The sequence below is a fragment of the Streptomyces sp. cf386 genome (assembly GCF_900103585.1).
In the GTDB taxonomy this organism is placed as follows: domain Bacteria; phylum Actinomycetota; class Actinomycetes; order Streptomycetales; family Streptomycetaceae; genus Streptomyces.
Map to the genome: position 1 here is coordinate 200,388 of NZ_FNHV01000007.1, position 22,431 is coordinate 222,818.

Annotated in this window: 19 protein-coding genes and 1 pseudogene; 14 read left to right on the forward strand and 6 right to left on the reverse strand. The window is 71.3% G+C overall.

What is annotated here, in order from left to right; genetic code table 11:
• The first annotated feature begins 212 nt into the window (after positions 1–212).
• Positions 213–617, forward strand: a complete 405-nt coding sequence (locus tag BLU79_RS19620; protein WP_177001087.1) for a hypothetical protein — start codon at positions 213–215, stop codon at positions 615–617.
• Here BLU79_RS19620 and BLU79_RS19625 read toward each other — a convergent pair.
• On the reverse strand, positions 520–1,392 hold the full coding sequence (locus BLU79_RS19625) for a DUF4184 family protein (protein ID WP_093907117.1): 873 nt from the start codon (positions 1,390–1,392) through the stop codon (positions 520–522). The two genes, BLU79_RS19620 and BLU79_RS19625, sit on opposite strands and share 98 nt — an antisense overlap.
• Before the next feature lie 338 nt (positions 1,393–1,730).
• Here BLU79_RS19625 and BLU79_RS19630 point away from each other — a divergent pair, with 338 nt between their 5' ends.
• The 5 genes and pseudogenes from BLU79_RS19630 to BLU79_RS49120 form a co-directional block, all read left to right on the forward strand.
• Complete coding sequence (locus BLU79_RS19630) at positions 1,731–3,467, forward strand: lytic transglycosylase domain-containing protein (RefSeq protein ID WP_093907118.1); 1,737 nt, start codon at positions 1,731–1,733, stop codon at positions 3,465–3,467.
• 167 nt (positions 3,468–3,634) lie between these two features.
• Positions 3,635–3,769 carry an SPW_0924 family protein gene (locus tag BLU79_RS47455; protein WP_107489302.1) on the forward strand — a complete coding sequence of 45 codons (135 nt, stop codon included), beginning with the start codon at positions 3,635–3,637 and terminating at the stop codon, positions 3,767–3,769.
• A gap of 25 nt (positions 3,770–3,794) precedes the next feature.
• Complete coding sequence (locus BLU79_RS19635; protein ID WP_093907119.1) at positions 3,795–4,778, forward strand: cell envelope lipid trafficking protein PgfA; 984 nt, start codon at positions 3,795–3,797, stop codon at positions 4,776–4,778.
• A 50-nt stretch (positions 4,779–4,828) separates the two neighbouring features.
• Positions 4,829–5,716 (forward strand): alpha/beta hydrolase family protein, encoded by an 888-nt coding sequence (locus BLU79_RS19640; protein ID WP_177001088.1) that lies wholly within the window; start codon positions 4,829–4,831, stop codon positions 5,714–5,716.
• A pseudogene (locus BLU79_RS49120) lies at positions 5,713–7,125 on the forward strand (caspase family protein); the annotation flags it as partial. The gene BLU79_RS19640 and the pseudogene BLU79_RS49120, both read left to right, overlap by 4 nt.
• A gap of 2,935 nt (positions 7,126–10,060) precedes the next feature.
• Here BLU79_RS49120 and hrpB read toward each other — a convergent pair.
• Together hrpB and BLU79_RS19655 are read right to left on the reverse strand one after the other, a co-directional pair.
• Positions 10,061–12,541 carry an ATP-dependent helicase HrpB gene (hrpB, locus tag BLU79_RS49125; RefSeq protein ID WP_093907121.1) on the reverse strand — a complete coding sequence of 827 codons (2,481 nt, stop codon included), beginning with the start codon at positions 12,539–12,541 and terminating at the stop codon, positions 10,061–10,063.
• A 4-nt stretch (positions 12,542–12,545) separates the two neighbouring features.
• Positions 12,546–13,385 carry a class I SAM-dependent methyltransferase gene (locus tag BLU79_RS19655; protein WP_177001105.1) on the reverse strand — a complete coding sequence of 280 codons (840 nt, stop codon included), beginning with the start codon at positions 13,383–13,385 and terminating at the stop codon, positions 12,546–12,548.
• Between the two features lie 380 nt (positions 13,386–13,765).
• Here BLU79_RS19655 and rpsA point away from each other — a divergent pair, with 380 nt between their 5' ends.
• The 4 genes from rpsA to BLU79_RS19675 all read left to right on the forward strand — a co-directional run bounded on the left by rpsA (position 13,766) and on the right by BLU79_RS19675 (position 17,567).
• Positions 13,766–15,265 carry a 30S ribosomal protein S1 gene (gene rpsA / locus BLU79_RS19660; RefSeq protein ID WP_093907123.1) on the forward strand — a complete coding sequence of 500 codons (1,500 nt, stop codon included), beginning with the start codon at positions 13,766–13,768 and terminating at the stop codon, positions 15,263–15,265.
• Positions 15,266–15,505: 240 nt separating this feature from the next.
• Positions 15,506–16,444 carry a PAC2 family protein gene (locus BLU79_RS19665; protein ID WP_093907124.1) on the forward strand — a complete coding sequence of 313 codons (939 nt, stop codon included), beginning with the start codon at positions 15,506–15,508 and terminating at the stop codon, positions 16,442–16,444.
• A 56-nt stretch (positions 16,445–16,500) separates the two neighbouring features.
• Entirely contained in the window at positions 16,501–17,115 is a 615-nt protein-coding gene (gene coaE, locus BLU79_RS19670; protein WP_093907125.1) for a dephospho-CoA kinase, read from the forward strand.
• 71 nt (positions 17,116–17,186) lie between these two features.
• A complete protein-coding gene (locus BLU79_RS19675) occupies positions 17,187–17,567 on the forward strand; it encodes a tetratricopeptide repeat protein (protein WP_093907126.1) in 381 nt (126 codons plus the stop codon).
• Positions 17,568–17,625: 58 nt separating this feature from the next.
• On the opposite strand, the gene BLU79_RS19680 is transcribed toward BLU79_RS19675, so the two are convergent.
• Positions 17,626–17,922: a DUF6343 family protein gene (locus BLU79_RS19680; RefSeq protein WP_177001089.1), complete on the reverse strand. Its 297-nt coding sequence runs from the start codon at positions 17,920–17,922 to the stop codon at positions 17,626–17,628.
• Between the two features lie 55 nt (positions 17,923–17,977).
• Here BLU79_RS19680 and BLU79_RS19685 point away from each other — a divergent pair, with 55 nt between their 5' ends.
• Positions 17,978–18,874: an acyltransferase domain-containing protein gene (locus BLU79_RS19685; protein WP_093907128.1), complete on the forward strand. Its 897-nt coding sequence runs from the start codon at positions 17,978–17,980 to the stop codon at positions 18,872–18,874.
• Positions 18,875–18,973: 99 nt separating this feature from the next.
• The gene (locus BLU79_RS19690; protein WP_093907129.1) at positions 18,974–19,429 is read left to right on the forward strand and encodes a DoxX family protein; all 456 of its coding nucleotides are present in this window, start codon (positions 18,974–18,976) and stop codon (positions 19,427–19,429) included.
• 63 nt (positions 19,430–19,492) lie between these two features.
• Here the strand turns inward: BLU79_RS19690 and BLU79_RS19695 are convergent, their stop codons facing one another.
• Complete coding sequence (locus BLU79_RS19695; RefSeq protein WP_093907130.1) at positions 19,493–20,047, reverse strand: RNA-binding S4 domain-containing protein; 555 nt, start codon at positions 20,045–20,047, stop codon at positions 19,493–19,495.
• 70 nt (positions 20,048–20,117) lie between these two features.
• Between BLU79_RS19695 and BLU79_RS19700 the strand changes: the two genes are divergently transcribed.
• Entirely contained in the window at positions 20,118–20,888 is a 771-nt protein-coding gene (locus tag BLU79_RS19700; protein ID WP_093907389.1) for a uracil-DNA glycosylase, read from the forward strand.
• A 37-nt stretch (positions 20,889–20,925) separates the two neighbouring features.
• Positions 20,926–21,594 carry a maltokinase N-terminal cap-like domain-containing protein gene (locus BLU79_RS19705; RefSeq protein WP_093907131.1) on the forward strand — a complete coding sequence of 223 codons (669 nt, stop codon included), beginning with the start codon at positions 20,926–20,928 and terminating at the stop codon, positions 21,592–21,594.
• 39 nt (positions 21,595–21,633) lie between these two features.
• Here BLU79_RS19705 and BLU79_RS19710 read toward each other — a convergent pair whose 3' ends face one another.
• Positions 21,634–22,299 (reverse strand): GntR family transcriptional regulator, encoded by a 666-nt coding sequence (locus BLU79_RS19710; protein ID WP_093907132.1) that lies wholly within the window; start codon positions 22,297–22,299, stop codon positions 21,634–21,636.
• Between the last annotated feature and the right edge of the window lie 132 nt (positions 22,300–22,431).

Sequence of the window (22,431 nt, forward strand, 5' to 3'; positions counted from 1 at the left end):
GGAACTGCGCGACCAGCCACAACGAACCCGCAGCCCCAAGAATCACCGCAACCAGGCAGACGCTCAGGTAGTCAGCCACAACGAACCCGCAGCCCCGAAACCCACCGCAACCTCGGCACCCGCAGGGCCCCTGCCGAACCCCCGGAGGGACCCGTCACTCACGTGGCCCCCGCAAAAGCGCCCCCACCCCCGCCGCCCGTAAGGATGCGGGCATGGGTATACGCACGCTCAACCGCCGGACGACCCCGGCACCGGCGAACGCGAACACCGAAGGCGACGCCCCTCTCGCAGCGCAGCCATCAACCCCACCCTTCGCCCCCGGGGCAGGCTCCGCCCGCATCCCCACGGACCTGGTGACCACCCTGCGGCTCACGGCCACCACCGTCCGCCGCCGGGCCGCCCGCAGCGCACCGGGCTGGGCCGAGCTGACCCGCAGCTACCTGGCCCTGGCCCGCACCTGGCTCCCACGATCCCGCCCCGTCCGCACCGTCACCGTGTTCGTGGCGACCGCCGGCGCCCTCACCGAGCCGCAGGACGGCTCGACTCCCGACCGGCGCCATCCACATCCGCACCGTCACCCCCACCACCAGGGCCCCGGACCGGACGCCACACCCTGACCCCCACGCCGTACAGCAGCAACCCCAGCACGAGCCCCGCGCCCGCCCCGAAGCACAGCGTCGGAATCAGCTCCCAGTACGCGGCGGTCGACCCCCAGTACTCCCACCAGCGCACCGCCCGCTGCACCGCCGCCACCGCGGCGATCCCGCCGATCACCGCACCGGCCGACCACCGGTCCCGTACCGACAGGACCGGAACCCCGACCGGCGAGGCCGCGGGAGTCCGCCGTAGCGCCACGACCACGAACGCGGCGATGACGGCCGCGGCGACCGCCGAACCGCCGTACTGCAGATACCAGTACAGCGGCGACCCCGCGATCTGCTCGCCCAGGACGGGAAACAGCCGCATCCCCCAGCGGTCGAGATGCGTGAACGCGTCCCACACGACATGCGTCAGCGAGCCGAGCACGGCCGAGACGTACCAGCGCACCGCCAGTGAAGGACGTACGCGCGCGCGTGGCGCCCCGCAGCGCAGCAGCGTGGCCACCCGGACCTGGCGTCGCGCCGGCAGCAGCGCCACCAGCGGCTCGCGCAGCAGAAGCCACAGGCCCACCAGCGCCCAGGCGAGCACCACGTCGACGGTGAACACGCCCGCGAACGAGTGCGTGACATCGCCGAACTCCATCGCCTCGGGCAGGACACTCGCCGCGTAATAGGTCATGTCGGGAGAGAAGGAACCCGCCACCATGACGGCCGGTACCAGAATGCTTCGGCCGGTTCCGTCGGTGCGCACGGCGGGCAGTACGGCCGCCGCATGGCTGAGCGTGAACGGCAACGGGGCTCCTTGTGCGGGGTGTTGAGGGGCCCGGTCGGCCCCGGTGATCGGACAAGCCAGTATGGACAAGCCAGTATGAGGGACATCCGACGGAGAGCCCGGACGTGGCCAACCGGTAAATATCGGGCACCAACGGGTGCCCCTGCAAAGGAAGTTGTCGTAGGGTCGCCTGGGTCACCGTGCCGGGGGAACGCGGCCGAACAGATGAACAGCGAGGGAATGTGTGCCGCGAGGGCAACTGTCGCGGCAAGTCGATCGTCACTACAGGGGCGAGCGCGACACGGCGAGCCCGACAGACAGAGGCGGGCGCTCGGGCGTCCACGGGAGGGGTCCATTTCATGGCGGCGCAATTCGGCAGGCTCCGCAAGGGCGCGGTGAACACCACGGTCGCCGCGGTCGTGGTCGCGGCACTGGCCGCGTCCCAGGCTCCGGGAGTGACGACCGACGACGCCGGCAGAAGAGTCACCACCGGAACCCAGCCCTCCGCGGACACCCCGGCCGAGGACAGCGCGACCGGCAACTCGCCGTACTACACCGACCTGCCGCCGCTCAACAGCCCCAGCCCCTCGCCGACCACCAGCACCCCCGTCACCCCGGGCGCCAGTGAGGCGGGCATCCCCGCGACCGTCCTCGACGCCTACAAGAAGGCCGAGACCGCGCTCCAGGAGGCCAAGCCGGGCTGCAACCTGCAGTGGCAGCTCCTCGCCGCGATCGGCAAGGTCGAGTCCGGCCAGGCCCGCGGCGGCCGTGTGGACGCGAACGGCAACACGCTCTCCCCGATCCTCGGCCCGCAGCTCAACGGCAACGGCTTCGCGAACATCAGCGACACCGACAACGGCGCCTACGACGGGGACAGCTCCTACGACCGCGCCGTAGGCCCCATGCAGTTCATCCCCTCCACCTGGGCATGGGCCGGCCGCGACGGCAACGGCGACGGCGAGAGCAACCCCAACAACATCTACGACGCCGCGCTCGCCGCCGGCCACTACCTCTGCCGCTACGGCTGGGACCTGTCCACCCAGGGCGACCTCGACCGCGCGATCCTCAGCTACAACAACTCGCAGGACTACCTCAACCTCGTCCTGTCGTGGCTGGAGTACTACCGCAAGGGCACCCACGAGATCCCGGACGGCACCGGCACCCTCCCGTCCGACCGCAGCGACGACACGGCGGGCGCGAGCCCGACGCCGACGACGCCCAGCACGCCGACGACCCCGTCGGCCCCTTCGTCACCGAGCAGCCCCAAGCCCGGTGACAACGGCGGCTCCACGAGCCCCGAGCCGACTCCGCCGAGCACGCCCCCGCCCGGCACGACGCCTCCCGCCCCCACTCCCACCGACATGGTGGACCACCTGGAGGACGCGGGCACCGCCAAGCTCACCGCGATGGCGGGCGACACGTTCACCGAGAAGGTCAGCGCGCGGGCCGAGACCGACGCCGGCAAGGGCATCGCGAAGGTCCGGATCCGCTTCACCATCATCGGCGCGACCGACGCCACCTTCAGCACCGGCGAGAAGTACGCCACGACCCTCACCGGCAGCACCGGCGAGGCGGTGGCGCCCGCGCTGAAGGCGGGTGAGAACACGGGCGAGTTCGTCGTCCGCGCCACCGTCGTCGGCCGCACGATCGCCGGCCTCGACTACACGGCCACGGTCACCGAGCGCGCCGCCGACACCCTGACCCGCACCAGCGACACCGCGCTGACCTGCACCCCGGGCGGCGAGTTCGCCGACCAGGTCGAGGTGAAGGCGACCTACAAGGACGCCGTCGCGGACAAGGTCGCGGCCACCGTCACCCTCATCAAGTCGGCGGACGACCCGGCCGAGAACGACAAGGGCCCCTACTTCAAGGACGCCGACGGCAAGACCGTACGCACCCTGACCGGCCTGACCACCGACGACAAGGGCCTGCTCAAGCTGCCCAAGCTGTACGCCGACGACACCACCGGCACGTTCCTGCTCCGCATCAACACCGCGGGCGGCGCGACGCTGACCGTCGAGCTGAAGGTGGCGGCGGCCGAGACGTCGCCCAGTCCGACCCCGTCGGATTCGGCGTCGGCGAGCCCGAGCGCATAGCCGCCGCGCAATCAGCCCCAGGGCGCCCTTCCGTTACGGCGGACAGGGCGCCCTTTGTTCATATGCGCAACGTGTTCTCATCTCGCCCGCCCGTTGCTACGGTGCCGAACCTGACGACGTATCAGATGTGTTCGTCCGTGTCAGCTCCGGGATTCCGGGAGGCCCCCTTGCGCGCCCTGATCGCCGCCGCGACCGGTCTCGTCGTCGCGCTCGCCCTGGTCCTCGCGATCACGGCCATGGGCGCACCGACCGGCAAGACGTCCCCGAAACCGCTGCTCACGACGGTGCCCGCACACCCGTGACCGCCCGTCCGGGAGGGAGGCCGAGATGCGCCGCAAGGCCGGCCTGATCCTGCTCGCCCTCGCCGTGTTCTTCGCGGCGCTGTCTCCACTGCTGCGCTGGTACGCCTTCCCGCGCCTGGCCAAGATCCCGGCCGGCCAGTACCAGGACATGGTCCTGGAGGCGAAGGACGCGACCCTCCTCGACTACGGCACGATGAAGGCCCGTAAGGTCCCCAAGGTCACCATCGTGCAGACGCTCAAGGGCAACGTCGAAGCCTCGGAGAAGATCGAGAAGACGGCGGGCAAGGACGTGGTGGTCTGGGACGGCCTCTCCTACGTCGTCGGCCCCGACGGCAAGATGGTCTCCAGGATCCCCGAGCGCTACATCTTCGACGCGCACACCCAGGAACCCGTCCACGCCACCGGCGAGTCGGTCGACGGCGACCCGGTGAAGCGGCAGGGCATCGAGTTCAAGTGGCCCTTCCTGACGGAGAAACGGGACTACGAGTACTTCGACGCCCAGACCCGCACCAGCGCCCCCATCCACTACAAGGGCACCCAGGACTTCCGCGGCGTCGAGGTCTACTACTTCGAGCAGACCGTCCCGTGGACCAAGGTCAGGTTCCCCAAGACGATGCCGGTCGAGGGCATCACACCGGAGTCGGTCGCCAAGACCGGCACCACCCGCTGGTACACGACCGTCCGCAAGTTCTGGGTCGAACCCCTCACCGGCGCCCCCGTCTACGGCGAGGAGATCCACAAGGAGGAGCTGCGCGGCGGCACCCTCCTCGGCGACCGCGACAAGGTGACGGCGTTCGCGGGCCACGTGAAGATGCGCGAGGACTACATCGATTACACGGTGGACCTGGTCAAGTCCAACCGCACCCTCGTCCTGTTGATGACGTCGTATCTGCCCTGGGGTTTCCTGACCCTGGGCGTGCTGCTCCTCGCCCTGTCCCTCTACCTGGAGGCACGCGGGCGCCGCCCGGCCCCCTCCGAGGCGACGCAGCCCGAACCGGTCAACGCCTGAGCTCCGTAGCCGAGTTGTACGATCCTGAGCACAACTGCTCGGGGAGGGGCATGGCCGCCATCGTTATCGTGCACGGCATCGGCAAGCAGTACCTCGGGCCCCACGCCCTGCACACCGCCGTCGCGCCGGCCCTGCGGGACGGCGTCCGCCTCGCCGACGGACCGGCCCTCGTCGACGACGACGTCGAGACCGCCTTCTACGGTCACCTGTTCCGGCCGCCCGCGGGTCGGACCACCAAGGGCGAGTCGTTACCGGGCTCACGCGAACCACTCGACGCCTACGAACGCGAACTGCTGCTCGCCTGGTGGACCGAGGCGGCACGGCTCGAACCGGAGCGTGTCCCGCCGCCAACAGCCGCCCGCCTGACCAAGGCACCCACTCCGTACACCCTGCAGCGCGCGCTGCACGCGCTGACCCGCAGCCGGTTCCTCGCCAGGGCCGGGGACCGCTTTCTGCTGGGGGTCCTGCGGCAGGTGCGCCGCTACCTCACCGAACCGGACCTGCGGGCCCGGATCCAGGAGACCGTCGCCGCGGCCATCCGCCCCGACACCAGAGTCCTGGTGGGCCATTCACTCGGCTCCGTCATCGCCTACGAGGCACTTGCCGCGCACTCCGGCAGTCCGGTGCCGACGCTGGTCACGATCGGCTCACCGCTCGGCATCCCGCACCTCGTATTCGACCGGCTGATCCCACCACCCGTGCGGGGACGCGGTCAGTGGCCGACTGACGTCGACCACTGGACCAACCTCTGCGACCGACGTGACGTCGTCGCGCTCGCCAAGAGCCTTGGGCCCCTCTTCGATGACGGCGACCGGCGGATCAACGACGTCCTCGTCGACAACGGCTGGCAGTGCCATGCCCTCGAACACCACCTCACCGCGGTCGAGACGGGAGCCGCGATCACCGCCGGACTCGCACTGCCGGACAGCCGCCGATGAGTGTCCGTGACCAGACCGCGCCGCCACGCGGGGCCGGCGGCGATCCCCGATCGACGTATGCGGCCGGAGAGCCGACGGTGGTCCGCCGACTCGTGGTGGTCGGCGGCACCTCCTGCTACGACCTCCAGGACCACTTGCCCGGCGTGTCCGGCGACCTCGACACCGTCTCCGAGGTCTTCCAGCAACTCGGGTACACCGAGGATCACCGCCTCCATGACTCCGGAACCGAGTCCTTCCGCCGGGGACTGTCCGACTGGGCCGCAGCCGAGGCGCGCACGGACGACGCGCTGGTTCTCTACTACACCGGCCACGGCGACCGCGACCACAGCCGGCACTACGTGTTGTGCCGTGACAGCGACCCCTCTCGGCTCGGTGGCACCGCCCTCGCCACGGAGGATCTCGTCCGCATCGTCACCGAGAGCGGCGTCGAACGGCTCCTGCTCATAGTCGACACCTGCTACGCCGGACAGGGCGGCGTGGACGCGGCCCGCACCGTGGCCGAGGAACTCGGGGCCGCGCTCACCGTCACCCGCGCCGCCGACGAGGGCCGTCTGACCGCCTTCTCCGTCATCGCCGCGGCACGCTCCGGGGAGGCCGCCGAGGACGGCGCGTTCGCCCGGGCGCTGCGGGCGGCCGTGGACGACCTCACCCTCGGCGGCCATCGCCAGCGCAAGCTGTACCTCGAAGAGGTCGTTGACCGCGTCAATGACGTCCTCGCCGCCGACGGCCCCTTCCAGCATGCCGCCTGGGGCACGCTGCCCAGTGGCGAGGGGTTCCCCTTCTTCCCCAACCCGCGCTACGCCCCCGACACTCCCGCCGGTATCGACCTCGACGAACAGCGCACCTGGAACAGCCGTGAAGGGCGCCGCCGCCGCAGCGAACTCCTGAGCCACTTCGACCCTCGGGGCCGCGGCGCGGACGCGCTCGGAGGCAAGGGCTCCTACTTCGTCGGCCGAGTCAAGGCATGCTCCGAACTCGCCGCCTGGCTGACCGTCACCGACGCCGACGGCCGCCGGTCCGTGGTGGTGACCGGCAGTGGCGGTGTCGGCAAGTCCGCGCTGCTCGGCCGCCTCGTCCTCGACGCCCGCGCCGACGGAGCCCCGCTCACCGCCATCCACGCCCGGCACAAGTCCCTGGAGGAGATCACCTCAGGCATGGCGGACGCCGCCGGTTTCGCCCCGGGGCACCCGGCGACACAGCACCCGGACCGGCTCGTGGAAGCCCTCTCCGCACGCCGGACCCCGCTGCACATCGTCGTCGACGCGCTCGACGAGGCGGGCACGGCCAGCATCACCGACGCCGAGCCGGAACGCATCGCCGCACAGCTCCTGCGGCCCCTCTCCGAACTCCCTTGCGTCCACCTCCTGATCGGCACACGCCCCCGCGCCGTCCCCGCCCTCGGCTCCGGCTTCCACCGGCTTGACCTGGATGACCCCCAGTGGATGCAGCCCGGCGACATCCGCGCATTCGCTGCCCAACTCCTGCTTGCCCCGGACGGACCCGGCAGCACCAGCCCCTACCGGCAGCAGACGGCGGACCCGGTGGCCCGAGCGATCGAAGCCCGCGCCTCCGGTAACTACCTGGTGGCCCGGCTCGCCGCCCGGCCGGTCGCCCAACGACCCCGCACCCTCGACACCACCGCCCCCGGCTGGCAGGACCAGCTGCCCGAACTCATCACCGAGGCATCCCGGCCCGCGGGACCGGCCTTCCGCTGGGCGCTGCGGCAGCAGTTCGAGGACCAGGAGCTGCGCGGGCGCCGCCTGCTCACGGCGCTTGCCCTCGCCGAGGGCACCGGGCTGCCCGCCGGTGCCGCTTGGTGCGCCATCGCCACCGCGCTCACCGGCGACCCGGTGGGCCCGCGCGACCTGGACTGGATCCTGCGCATGGGCGGCTCCCACATCGTGGAGGACGTGGACGTGCACGGCCGCTCCGTCTACCGCCTCTACCACGAGACGTTCGCCGACGAACTGCGCGACGACCTCACCGCAGACCTGCTGCGAAGCGTCGCCCGAGCCCTGACCGGCCTCGTCGCGCCGAGACCCGACGGATCCGGCCCCGACTGGGCGGCCGCCGACCCCTACCTGCGTGAGCACCTGTCGACCCACGCCGCGGCCGGCGGCATACTCGACGACCTGGTGACGGACCCGCTGTTCCTCGCCGCCGCCGAGCCAACCGCGCTGCGCCGCACGCTGCCCGGCCTGCGGCAGCCGCGGGCCCGTGCCGTCCGCGACAGCTACGACCGCATCGCCCCGCACCTCGCGGCGGATACCGACGTCGGCGCCAGGGCCGCGCTGCTGCGGCTGACGGCCCTGGAGATGGGGGACCGCCAGCTGGCGGACGCGACGTCGGTACGGGTCCCGGACCAGCCGTGGACGGCGGAGTGGGCGCACGTGCCGAGCCCGCCATACCCGTACCGCTCACTGGGGCGGTTTCCGTCGGGAGCCGCGCCGCAGGCCCTGGTCGAGTGCGACGGACGGTGGGTCCTCCTGCTGGGCGAGGAACGACGCATCACCTGCTGGGATACCGAGACATGCGAGCCGCTCGGCGAACTCCCGGAACTGGCAGACCAGAAGTGGTGGTCGTCGCCGTACATCGAGGAAGTGTCGACCTGCCCCGGCGGCTGGGCTCTCCTCAAGGTCTCGGGCGGCCCGCTGAACCGCCTCCAGGTCTGGGACGTCGCCCGGCGCCGACCCTGGGGCACCAAGGTCGGAGTGAATGCCAAGGGCGTCGCCCTCGTGGCGTACGACGACACTCTGGTCGCCGGAGCGGTCGACCACGACGGCCACGTCCGCCTCTTCGATATGCGGACCGGGCACCAACTGTGCCATTTGACGCCCCGTCGTCGGGGACCCGGGCTGACTCTGGACTCCCGTCTCGTCATGGGAGCCCACGACGACACGATCACCGTCGCCGCAGTGCACGGCGGGTTCGGGGCCGACGACGTTGTGAGGGTGCATCGCTGGACGGTGGCACCCCGCGACGCCTGGCGAACACTGGACGGTACGAGTCGGCGGCTGCGCGGGCGCACCCTGCGGGACGTCCTCCTCCACGAGAGCGACGTGGTCGTCGCCACCTCGGACCTGCGACTGGCGTCCGATCGGACACGCACGGACACGGTCACGGACCACGGCGCCGGGATCGAGGAATGGATCTGCGTGTCAGGAGGCCAAGGTGCGATGGACGGCGGTGACTTCCTGCTGCCGACGGGGAACGGCCTGATCCGCATGACCGTTCACATGAACGGTGTCGAGGCGGTCGACGCCACTGGGCGCCGCAGGACTCTCCTGCATGCCGACCTGCCCGGCATGCCCCGGATGGCGGCCGTGGTCACCGCGCCCGACGAGGTCCTGCTGGCCACGGGCGAGTTCCTGGAATCGGGCGTGTCGTTGTGGACCGTCCCGCTCGGCGGCACCCGGGCCGCGGACGCTGAACCCCACCGGTTCTCCGTCCTTTTCGGCACTCGGCTGAGCCAGGGGCGGGTGGCCGGGCAGGAGGTGCTGGCCCTCTCCGACGGCGCAGGTCTGCGCTGCCTGGACACGGCGACCGGACGCCTCGTGGCCCGTGAGGGCAAGAGACGCTGTCGCACGGCCTGGGGTGCGCCCGGCCAGCCCTTGCTGGTCGCCGGCACCCACGAGGGCTATCCCGGTCTGCGCCCGCTCCGGGTGCTCGGCCGGCCCCGACGACACCTGGTGCTCCGGGGCGTGCCACCAGGCGATCTTCGATGGCTTCAGCCGGTGATCTGGCAGGGCTGCGCTGCCGTACTCGGCGTCTTCGGCGACCGGGTCGCTGTGTGGTCCGAGGCCGGACAACGTCTGTGCGAGGTGTCGCTGTCGGCCGAGCCATGGGCCGTGGCCTGCCGCGTGGTCGCCGACCGCCTCTACGTCGCCTTCTACGCTCACGACCATGGTTTCAGGGTGATCGAACTGCCCGAGGGGCGTACGGTCTGCCGCCTGCCGGAGGGCGAAGACGAGCGCATCAACGTCTCCCTCGACCATCACCGCCAGCCGGGTGCCATCGCGCTCGACGAGTGGGACGGGAAACCCGTCGTCGGATTCGTGAGCCTCGGTCGCGGCATCAAGATCTACGACGTCCTCTCCGGCGCTGAAGTCTGGTCGTCCGGGGAGAAGGACACCCACTCGTCCCTGTACCTGCACCACATGGGCGACCGGCGAGTGGCCGTCACCGTCGACTACCGCGACACCCTCCGGATTGTGGACATCGACGGTGGCAGCGAGGTCGTACGCGTCCCCATGGGAGCCAGGATCCAGAGCGTGATCCCGCTCCCGGACCTGCGCGTCGCCGTCCTGACCACGACCGGCCTCTACACACTCCGCTTCCCGGGATTCAGTCCCGACGCAGCCGCGCCGTCGTGTGCCGAGTCGGCTCCGCCGCCGCCGGATCCTCCGGCCACGGATGTTTCGGATAGCGGCCGCGCAGCTCCGCACGCACTGCGCGGTAGCCGTCCCTCCAGAAAGAGGCGAGGTCGGCGGTGACGGCGGCGGGGCGTCCGGCGGGGGAGAGCAGATGGACGAGAAGGGGCACACCGGCCAGCGAAGGGGACCGGTCCAGCCCGAACATCTCCTGCAACTTCACGGCGAGAACGGGCTGCTCGGGGTTGCCGTAGTCGATCCGGATTCTGGACCCACTCGGTACGGCGATCCGCTCCGGGGCCAGCTCGTCCAGCCGCCCGGCGTCCCCCGAAGCCCACGGCAGCAGCCGGGCGAGCGCCTCCCCGGCATCGATCCGTGCCAGGTCGGCCCGCCGCCGGGCTCGGCTCAGCTCGGGCTCCAGCCACTCGTCCACGCGCGCGTGGAGCGCGTCGTCGGAAACGTCGGGCCAGGGCTCGCCGAGGTGCAGCCGCAGAAAGGCGAGCCGCTGCCGCAGTACGCCGGCGTCGGGGGACCAGCGCAACAGGCCGAACCCTTCCTGCCGTAGCCCTTCCAGGAGCGCGTTGCGTACGAGTTCCGGGTCGGCGTCCGTCAACGGCCGCACCGCGAGCTCGATGGCCCCGAGCCGTTCGACCCGCCGGGCGACGACGTCCCCGTCGGCCCAGTGCACCTCCTGGCGCTCGGAGTGCAGCGAGGCCGCCGCCGACCGGGCCGTGTCCTCGTCCACCACGGCGGCGAGCTGCACGCGCGCGTGTCCCTTGCCGACGGGGCGGTCCGCGACGGCCACGGCGATCCACGGGGCACCGCGCAGGGGGCTGCCGTCACCGAGTTCCGCGCGGGTGCCGGAGGCCATGAGGTAGGAACCGCCGTCGGCCTTGGCGACGCGCTCGGGGAAGGCGAGGGCGGCGACGAGGCCCACCGTGCGGTCGTCCGCGCCGCCGGCCGGCGCCTTCTCGCCGCTCGCCCGCAGCCGTCGCACCTCCGCACGCCACCGCCCCGCATAGGCGTCACCGCCGCGCCGAGCCGCCCGCAGAGCGGCGGCCAGGTCGTCCCCGTACTCCCTCGGGGCCTCCTCACTCAGCAGCGCGACCGCCTCGGCACCCGCACCGGAGGTGTCCAGCAGCGCCCGCCCCAACCGGGGATGCAACCCCAGCCGGGCCAGCGCGGTGCCCCGCGTCGTGGCCCGCCCGTCGGCGTCCACCGCCCCGATGGCCGTCAGCACGCTCCTCGCCGCCGCCATCGCCCCACTCGGCGGCGGATCCAGCAGTGCCAGCCCGGTTGCCTCCGGATCGCCCCAGCAGGCCGCCTGCAGCGCGAACGCCGTCAGGTCGGCCACCTTGATCTCCGGCGACGGGAAACGCGGCAGGCGTGCGTCCTCTGCCTCCGCCCAGCAGCGGTACACGGCGCCCGGCGCCTCACGCCCGGCCCGCCCCGCCCGCTGCCGCCCGGCCGCCTGCGAGGCCCGCACCGTCGTCAGTGCGCTCAGCCCGCGCGCGTGGTCGACGCGAGGCTCCCGGGCCAGCCCGGAGTCGACGACGACCCGCACTCCGGGAACCGTCAGCGACGACTCGGCCACGGACGTCGCCAGCACCACCCGGCGCCGCTCCGCACCCGCCAGCACCGAGTCCTGCACGGCCGCCGGCGCCCGCCCGTGCACCTGGAGCACGTCGACGTCGCCCAGGTCCCCCAACTGCCCGGCCACCCGTGCGATCTCGCCGACCCCCGGCAGGAAACACAGCACGTCCCCCGCCCGCTCGGCCAGTGCCCGCCGTACCGTCGACGCCACGTGCGTCAGCAGCGCCGGGTCGACCCGCATGCCGTGCGGCGGCCGTACGGGGCGTGTGGGCGGCGCCCACACCACCTCCACGGGGTGCGAGGCGCCCTCCGCCGCGACCACCGGAGCGTCGCCCAGCAGCCGTGCCCACCCCTGCGCGTCCGTCGTCGCCGACGCGGCCAGCAGCCGCAGCTCCGGCCGCAGGGTCTGCCGTACGTCCCACAGGAAGGCCGCCACCGTGTCCGCGTCCAGATGCCGCTCGTGGCACTCGTCGAGGATCACGACGTCCACGCCCGCGAGCTCCTGGTCACGCTGCAACCGCTGGAGCAGCACGCCGGTCGTGACGACCTCCACGCGCGCGCGGCGTCCGACGACGCGTTCCCCGCGCACGGTGTACCCGACGCTCTCGCCGACCTTCTCGCCCAGCAGCCACGCCATCCGCCGCGCCGCGGCCCGGGCCGCGATCCGCCGGGGCTCGGCGACGACGACCCGCCGCGCCGTTCCCTCGCCGAGCAGCCCCGCCAGCGCCAGCGGCACCAGAGTCGTCTTGCCGGTGCCGGGCGGGGCCACCAGCACGGCCGTGCCGTGGCCCTCCAGGGCGTCGTTCAGGCCGGGCAGGGCGCCGCGTACGGGCAGCGCGTCCAGGGCGTCGTAACGGATCACGCACTCAGTCTCGTACGCACACGAAGATCGCCGACCCCGGGATCAGGTTCCCGCGCAGCGGCGACCAACCGCCCCACTCCGAGGTGTTCCAGGCCGGCCACTCCGGCTCCACCAGGTCCACCAGCCGCAGGCCCGCCGCCACGACGTCCCGGACGCGGTCGCCGAGCGTCCGGTGATGCTCGACGTAGACCGCCCGGCCCTCGTCGTCCTGCTCGACGTACGGCGTGCGGTCGAAGTAGGAGGCGGAGACGCTCAGCCCCTCCGGGCCAGGCTCGTCGGGGAAGGCCCAGCGGATGGGGTGGGTCACGGAGAAGACGAAGCGTCCGCCCGGCCGCAGCACCCGCCGCACCTCGCGCAGCACCAGCACCGGGTCGGCGACGAACGGCAGCGCGCCGTACGCCGAACACGCCAGGTCGAAGGAGGCGTCGGCGAAGGGGAGGGCGCCCGCGTCGGCGCAGACCAGCGGAAACGCGCCGCCGATGCGCAGGGCGTGCTGGAGCTGGCGGTGGGAGATGTCCAGGGCGACCGGGTGGGCGCCCTGCGCGGCCAGCCAGCGCGAGCACTGGGCCGCACCGGCGCCGATCTCCAGGACCTGCTTGCCCTTGAGGTCCTCCGGCGGGCCGAGCAGCTCGGCCTCCACCTCGTCCAGACCCTCGGGGCCCCATACGAAACGGTCGTCGCCGAGGAACGTGCCGTGCTCGATCTGGTACTCGTCCGCGTTGCGGTCCCACCAGCCCCGGTTGGCGCGGGAACTCTCCGCGACACCGGCCGTACGGCGGGTGGCCTCCGGCTCGAAGGAGTCATCGGCGGACGCGATCTCGGGCGATACGGGCTCTTGGATGATCGGCTCCCTCGTCGTACTCTTCCGTCACCTGAATGGCGCGGCCTCCTCCGGCGGTGTCACACGAGGGGCGCCCCAAGGCCTCCGTGGCCTCCAGGGACAGGACTTGTGCCGGGAATGCGGCGATCCGCCCCGGGTGTGCGGCTTCGCGCATTGACCCTGTCCGGCTGCCCCCGTATGCTACAAGTTGCGCTGCGGGCCTGCGCACCTCAGACGTAGCAGGCTGCGCTCGCATCTGTCGTATGTCCCCTCGGTTTTCGAGGTGCCACCGGTCTTTTGGCTGGTGTGGCGCTTCCTTGGCTGTCCGGCTTCTTCAGAGCGATACGGGCTCCCGGCGTAGCAGTACCTACGACTTCAATGTCCGTACCGGAGCCCTTTCCCACATGACGAGCAGCACCGAGACCACCGCCACCACCCCGCAGGTTGCGGTCAACGACATCGGTAACGAGGAAGCCTTCCTCGCCGCTATCGACGAGACGATCAAGTACTTCAACGATGGCGACATCGTCGACGGCGTCATCGTCAAGGTTGACCGGGACGAGGTTCTCCTCGACATCGGTTACAAGACCGAAGGTGTCATCCCGAGCCGCGAGCTCTCGATCAAGCACGACGTCGACCCGAACGAGGTCGTCGCCGTCGGTGACGAGATCGAAGCCCTTGTTCTCCAGAAGGAGGACAAGGAAGGCCGCCTGATCCTCTCGAAGAAGCGTGCCCAGTACGAGCGCGCCTGGGGCACCATCGAGAAGATCAAGGAAGAGGACGGCATCGTCACCGGTACCGTCATCGAGGTCGTCAAGGGTGGTCTCATCCTCGACATCGGCCTCCGTGGCTTCCTCCCGGCCTCCCTGGTCGAGATGCGCCGCGTTCGCGACCTCCAGCCCTACGTGGGCAAGGAGCTCGAGGCCAAGATCATCGAGCTGGACAAGAACCGCAACAACGTGGTCCTGTCCCGCCGTGCCTGGCTGGAGCAGACCCAGTCCGAGGTCCGCCAGACGTTCCTCACCACCCTCCAGAAGGGTCAGGTCCGTTCCGGCGTCGTCTCCTCGATCGTCAACTTCGGTGCCTTCGTGGACCTGGGTGGCGTCGACGGTCTGGTCCACGTCTCCGAGCTCTCCTGGAAGCACATCGACCACCCCTCCGAGGTTGTCGAGGTCGGCCAGGAAGTCACCGTCGAGGTTCTCGACGTCGACATGGACCGCGAGCGTGTCTCCCTGTCGCTGAAGGCGACCCAGGAAGACCCGTGGCAGCAGTTCGCCCGCACCCACCAGATCGGCCAGGTCGTGCCCGGCAAGGTCACGAAGCTGGTTCCGTTCGGTGCGTTCGTCCGCGTGGACGAGGGCATCGAGGGTCTGGTCCACATCTCCGAGCTGGCCGAGCGCCACGTGGAGATCCCGGAGCAGGTCGTCCAGGTCAACGACGAGATCTTCGTCAAGGTCATCGACATCGACCTCGAGCGTCGCCGGATCTCGCTGTCCCTGAAGCAGGCCAACGAGGCCTTCGGTGCCGACCCGGCCACGGTCGAGTTCGACCCGACGCTGTACGGCATGGCCGCGTCGTACGACGACCAGGGCAACTACATCTACCCCGAGGGCTTCGACCCCGAGACCAACGACTGGCTCGAGGGCTTCGAGTCCCAGCGTGAGGTGTGGGAGAACCAGTACGCCGAGGCGCAGCAGCGCTTCGAGCAGCACCAGCAGCAGGTCATCAAGTCCCGCGAGGCCGACGCTGCGGCTGCGGCCGAGGGCGGCGACGCGGCGGGTGCGGCTCCGGCCGCGTCCGGTGGCGGTTCGTACTCCTCCGAGGGCCCGGACAACTCCGGCGCGCTGGCCTCGGACGAGGCGCTTGCCGCTCTGCGCGAGAAGCTGGCTGGCGGCCAGAGCTGAACGCTGCCGCTGAGGCTTAGCCGGTAACTGAGGGGCCGTACCTTTTGAGGTGCGGCCCCTCAGTGTTGCCCTGGAGCGGGTTGCGTTTTGGCGTGCCGCCGGTGGGGGCTTGTCGCGCAGTTCCCCGCGCCCCTGAAGAAAGGGGCGTTGTCCATCTCGCGTGATCATGGAGCCCTCCTTCGGGAATGCCCACGGCTGTAAGGGCGTTGTGACTTACGGACACGAGGAGGAGCGGTCACAGTGCTTGATCCGCAGGGTTTGTACGCATGGGAGCCGAAGGGGCTGGCCGTCGTCGACATGGCGCTGGCCCAGGAGTCGGCCGGTCTGGTCATGCTCTACCACTTCGACGGATACATCGACGCGGGCGAGACCGGCGACCAACTCGTCGACGGACTGCTCGACTCGCTGCCCCACCAGGTCGTCGCCCGCTTCGACCACGACCGGCTGGTGGACTACCGCGCCCGCCGCCCGCTGCTGACGTTCAAGCGCGACCGCTGGAGCGAATACGAGGACCCCGCCATCGAGGTGCGGCTCGTGCAGGACGCCACCGGGGCGCCCTTCCTGGTGCTGTCCGGGCCCGAGCCGGACGTGGAGTGGGAGCGCTTCGCCGCGGCCGTCCGGCAGATCGTGGAGCGGCTCGGCGTACGGCTGTCGGTGAACTTCCACGGCATCCCCATGGGCGTCCCGCACACCCGCCCGGTCGGCCTCACCCCGCACGGCAACCGCACCGACCTGGTCCCGGGCCACAGCAGCCCCTTCGATGAGGCGCAGGTGCCCGGCAGCGCCGAGTCTCTGGTCGAGTACCGGCTGATGGAGGCCGGGCACGACGTCCTGGGCATCGCCGCGCATGTCCCGCACTACATCGCCCGCTCCTCCTACCCGGACGCGGCGCTGACCGTCCTGGAGGCGCTCACCGCGGCCACCGGGCTCGTCCTGCCCGGCATCGCGCACTCCCTGCGCACGGAGGCCCACCGCACGCAGAACGAGATCGACCGCCAGATCCGCGAGGGCGACGACGAGCTCACCAACCTCGTCGAGGGCCTGGAGCACCAGTACGACGCCGTCGCCGGCGCCGAGAGCCGCGGCAACATGCTCGCCGAGCCGGTGGACATCCCGTCGGCGGACGAGATCGGGCGCGAGTTCGAGCGGTTCCTGGCCGAGCGGGAAGGCGACAACTGACGGCCGACCGGGCCTGCCGGGTGTTGATGTCAGCGGCAGGCCCTAAGCTGCGGCTCATGTTGAAGGTGGGCCTGACCGGCGGCATCGGTGCCGGCAAGAGCGAGGTGTCGCGGCTGCTCGTCGAGTGCGGGGCCGTGCTGATCGACGCGGACCGTATCGCGCGCGAGGTCGTCGCGCCCGGCACTCCCGGTCTCGCCGCCGTCGTCGAGGCCTTCGGCGAGGACGTGCTCGCCGAGGACAGGAGCCTGGACCGGCCCAAGCTGGGCTCGATCGTCTTCGCCGACCCGGACCGGCTCGCCGTACTGAACTCGATCGTGCATCCCCTCGTCGGCGCCCGCTCCCGCGAGCTCGAAGAGGCCGCCGCCGAGGACGCCGTCGTCATCCACGACGTCCCGCTGCTCACGGAGAACGGCCTCGCGCCGTTCTACGACGTCGTGGTCGTCGTCGACGCGAGTCCCGAGACCCAGCTCGACCGGCTCGTCCGGCTGCGCGGCATGACGGAGGACGACGCACGCGCGCGTATGGCCGCGCAGGCGACACGCGAGAAGCGGGTGGAGATCGCGGACATCGTCATCGACAACGACGTACCGCTGGACGTGCTTCAGCGGCGGGTGAAGGACGTGTGGGACGAGCTCGTGCGCCGGGCCCACGGGGCACAGGAGAGCCGGTAGCCCCGGTCGTCCCAGGAATAGGGGCACGTCGTTCGCGCGTTGAACTCCTCCAGTGAGGGAAGGACTTTGCCGTGCCCGAGACCAGCGGATCGACCGGACGTACTCCGGAGACGCATGTCATCGACTTCCGCGCCGCAGAGCAACTGCTCGGCGCGCGGGACCCGCGGGGTGCGGTGAAACTGCTCGACCAAGTCATCGCCGCGCACCCGGAGAACACCGCCGCCCGGCTGCTGCGCGCGCGTGCCTTCTTCGCCGCCGCCCAACTGCGGCCCGCCGAGCTGGAGTTCACGATCGTCCTGGAGCGCGAGCCGGACAACGCGTTCGCGCACTTCGCGCTCGCCCGCACCTATGAGCGCCAGGGAAGGGACGACCAGGCCAAGCGACACTTCCGGCTGGCCGCCGCGCTCGATCCGAACCCGCAGTACCTCAAGGCGGCACGGTTCGACGCGTGAGCGGCGACGGCGACCGACCGGACGGCGACCGACCGGGGGTGACGGTTCTCCGGTGCGGCTAGGGGTAGCGGTTGTGTGGTGGCGGTGGCCGGTACGGGCGGTCCTCGGGCGGGCGGTACGGCGGTATGTCGCGGCCGGGCTGGTAGTGCGGGCCCTGGCGGATGTGTCTGAGGACCATGGCCATGTCGATCGTGATCACCAGCCACAGCACCCCGCAGGCCACCGCCCAGCCGGGGCGGCCCACGAGCGCGAACGCGACGGTGCCGAAGATCGCCCAGACCCCGCCCCACACGCACAGCCAGAAGCGGGCCCGCAGTGCACTGCGCGCTGTCGTAGGCTCACTGCCCGTACGCATCGGGATCACCACTCCTCCTTGAAACGTACTCCTCGTTCTCCTCGCAGGGGGCTTCGTGCTGCCGCGCACCGATGAACTGGCCGAAGTGCTGCTCGACCTCGGCATACCCCACGAGGACATCAACGACCTCGTACGGATGCGCCGACGGGTGACGGACGACCCGGAGCTGCGCCAGTTCCTGGAACGGTCCGTCGACGAGCTCGTCCGGGGCATGGGCGAGGTCGGCGGCCCCGTCGACCTGCCCGACCTCGACTGGGCCTCGGGCCCTCTGCAGCGTTGCTTCCCGGTGTACGTCTTCGTCGCCGCGCTGCCCGCCACGCGCGCGTACCACCGCGAGTGCGGCATCCCGTCCGACGTCTCCCGGCGCACCCTCGCCGATCTGGGGCGGAACATGGCCGTGCACCGGCGGCGGTACGGGCGGGCGGGAGTGCAGGCTCCGTGGTGGCTCATCCATCACTTCCGGGGCGAGCTGTACCAGTTGGGGCGGTTGCAGTTCGAGCGGTCGCGGCTCGGGGAGCGGACGGCGGCCGGGCTCGATGTGGGTCCGGGCTCGCCCTGCCTGAACCTGCACATCCCCGACTTCCACGGGCCGCTGACGCCGGCCGCCGTCGAGCGGTCCCTGGCGCTGGCCCGGGAGTTCTTCCCGCTGCACTTTCCCGAGGAGTGCTACCGGGTGGTGACCTGCCACTCCTGGCTGCTGGACACGCAGCTCAGGAAGTACCTGCCCGAGGACTCCAACATCGTCCGGTTCCAGGAACGCTTCCGCATCGCCCGCGCCGAGACGGAGCAGGCCGACACCGAGCCGGTCCAATTCGTCTTCGGCGACCCGGAGTTGCCGGTCGAGGGCCTGCCGCGCAGGACGGCGGTGGAGCGGGCCGTCGGGGATCATCTGCGGGCGGGCGGTCACTGGTACGTCGGGCACGGGTGGTTGCCGTTCGGCGGCACCGGCTGACATTCGTTCGTGATTCCGTTCGTACGGCGATGAGTTCCGCAGCGAGCTCCGGTCTACCTCTGTGACAGCACCGCGGACCACTTCACACAGGAGACCCCGATGTCCGAAGCCGCCGTCCCCGGCACACCCGCCTCCGCCGACTCCGTCGTCGCCGAGTCCGCGACCGCCCGCGGCCGCCGGGCCCGTATCGCCCTGCGTGGCCTGCAGGTTCTGCTCGCGCTCTTCATGGGCATCGCGAGCGCCCTGCCCAAGCTGATCGCGCACTCCTCGGCCGTCGAGCCGTTCGCCGAGATCGGCTGGGGCAGCGTGGGCATGTACACCATCGGCGCCCTCGAACTGGCCGGAGCGATCGCCCTGTTGATCCCGGTGCTGCAGTCCCTGGCGGCCATGGCGTTCATCGCCCTGATGGTGGGCGCGTTCGTCGTCCAGATCGCCGTCTTCGACGGGCAGTACGCCGCGACACCGCTCATCCTGATGGTGCCGTTCGCCCTTATCGCCTGGGCACGGCGCAGCTCCAACGCGGATCTGCTGCGGCTGGTACGACGACGCGCATGACCCGACGGCACGGTTGGCGTCCGGCTCGGCCCTTCTCGGCCTGCCGGACGCCACCGACGTATGTCACCGTCCGTGCGGCCCTTCCGCTCCGCCGCCCGTGAGCCCGCGCAGTCGTTCCATCTCGCGGCGGTCCCGCTTGGTCGGCCGGCCCGTGCCGCGGTCGCGGATACCGGCCGGGGCGACGGCCTCGCGCGGCGGGGGAGGGGGCGAGTTGTCGACGTAGCACTGGACCGCCACCGGGGCGCCGACCCGCTTGCGGATGAGCCGCTTGACCACGACGATCCGTTCCCGGTTCTCCTGGCGCAGGCGCACCTCGTCGCCGATGCGCAGGGAGTGGGAGGGCTTCACGTTCTGGCCGTTCACGCGGACGTGGCCGCCCTTGCAGGCGGTGGCGCCCATGGAGCGGGTCTTGACCAGGCGTACGGCCCAGATCCAGCTGTCGATCCGCACGCTCTCGCCGTGCTGCGGAGCGGCGGCCTCGGCGGCTGCCACGGCTGCGGCCTCGGCGGCTGCGGTCTTCGGGTCGATCGGGTCGACGGCCTGCTCGGCCGTCCCCGCGTCCTGCCGCTGTCCCTCGACCGCGCTGCCGGTCGTCGCCTCGTCATCCTCGGAAGCCATGCCTCGACCTTAGTCCCCGTGGGGAAGTTCCTGTACGGAAGTCCCTTTGCGGAAGTCCTCCACGGAGCCGATGCGGCCGTACGGTGGAGCTGTGGACGCCCTCGCTGATCTCGACCTCCGGATCGCGGGCTGCCGAGCCTGCCCTCGGCTGGTCGACTGGCGTGAAGAGGTGGCCCGTACCCGGCGCGCCGCCTTCGCCGACCAGACGTACTGGGGACGGCCGGTCCCGGGCTTCGGTCCGCCGGACGCCCGACTGCTGATCGTCGGGCTCGCCCCGGCCGCGCATGGGGGCAACCGCACCGGCCGGATGTTCACCGGGGACCGCTCAGGGGACGTGTTGTATCAGGCGCTGTACGACGTGGGTCTCGCCTCGCAGCCCACGTCGGTCGCGGTCGGTGACGGGCTGGAGCTGTACGGCGTCCGCGTCACGGCACCCGTGCACTGCGCCCCGCCCGCCAACAAACCCACCCCGGGGGAGCGGGAGACCTGTCGGCCCTGGCTGGTGCGGGAGTTGCGGCTGCTGCGGCCGACGCTGCGGGCGGTCGTCGCGCTGGGCGCCTTCGGCTGGCAGGCGACGCTGCCCGCGCTGGCCGAGGCGGGGTGGGGGGTGCCGCGGCCGAGGCCTGCGTTCGGGCATGGGGTGCGGGTCGGGCTGGACGGGCTCGGCGGTCACGGCGGGCTCGATGGTCATGGCGGTCATGGCGGTCATGGCGGCCTCGGTCGGCTCGAACTCTTCGGGTGCTTTCACGTCAGTCAGCGCAACACCTTCACCGGCAAGCTCACGCCCGCGATGCTGACCGAGGTGTTGAGCGAGGCGGCCGAGGCGGCCGGGCTGAAATGAGGGGGCGGGGCGGTCGTACGGACGTTACGGTGCCCGGATGGCTGTCATTCACCACACCACGCTCAAGCCGACCAAGCTGGAACTGCTCACGTCCTGGCTGCCCACCCGCCCCTGGTACGAGGGCGGTGCGGGCGAACCGGAGTTGACCAAGGCCGGTGGCTTCCGGCTGGACGATCCGGAGGGCGAGGTGGGAATCGAGTTCATGGTGGTCACCGATGCCTCCGGAGCCGGTCCGGCCGCCTACCTGGTGCCGCTCACCTATCGCGGCGCACCCCTCGACGGCGCGGAGCACGCCCTCGTCGGCACCATGGAGCACGGTGTGCTCGGGCAGCGCTGGGTCTACGACGGCTGCCACGACCCGGTGCTGGTCGCCCAGTTGCTGGCCCTGATCGAGGGGCGGGTCCAGGCCCAGGCACAGAGCCTCACCGACACGCCCGACCAGGAGGTCGGCCGCTCCTACACCGGTGACGGGCTCCCTTCCGCCGCCTTCGTCCGCACGGCGACCGACGATCGCGACGGCACCGAGGTCCCCCTCCCGGACGGCACGGCCCTTCGCCTCCACCGGGTCCTGCGCCCCGCCGCCCCGGACGCGCCGGCTCTCCCTCCCCAGGGTGCGATCGGCCATGTCGCCGGTGCCTGGGGCAGGCCGGACGGCAGTCGTGCCCAGGCCGTGTTCGCCGTCCTGGGTATCGGTTCTCGGGCCTAGTCGGGTTCTGGTTCTCGGGCGCAGGAGGCGCCCGAGAACCTATTCGGCCGTGTCCTCCCCGAACAACTGCCGTACCGTCGACCGGTAGTTGGTCCGGACGTGCGCGAGGGCGTGGGCGCGGGCGCGGGCCGGGTCGCCGGAGGCGATCGCCTCGTACAACTCCCGGTGTTCCACCAGGAGTTGTGGCCATTCCTCGTTGCGTCGGGTCATCCAGCGCAGGCGGCCCGCGACCGGTTCCAGGGCTTCGAGCAGCAGGCTGTTGCCCGCCATGGCCACGATGCGGTCGTGCAGCCGGCTGTTGATGTCCGTGATCGTTTCGGCGTCCCCCGCCTCGGTGGCGGTGGCCGCCTGGTCGAGGAGCCGCTCGGCCTCGGCCAGGTCCTCCGGCGTGGCACGGGATGCGGCGAGTCCCGCCGCGTACACCTCCAGCGCCTCGCGCAGCTCGAAGAGCTCCTTGACGTCGTTCGGGGTCAGCCGTCGTACGACCGTACGGCGTGGCGTCTCGAAGTGGACGAACCCCTCCGCGACCAGCGCGCGGATCGCCTCGCGGACCGGTACGCGGGAGACGCCGAAGCGGTCGGCCAGCTCCCGCTCGACCAGTCGGTCGCCGGGGCGGAGGCCGCCCGAGATGATCTCCTGCCGCAAGGTCGCCAGGACACGCTCACGGACGGCGCCGAGGGGTTCGATCTTCGTCGGGGAGCTCATGGGGTCATCTTCCTCATGGAGCCATCTTCGCCGACCCGCGGGGTGTTTTACGGAGCGTTAACAAAGAGGACATCGGTCAGAACGCTTGACGGGGAGACCATGACCGCAGTTTGGTATACCAAACGGCTGCAG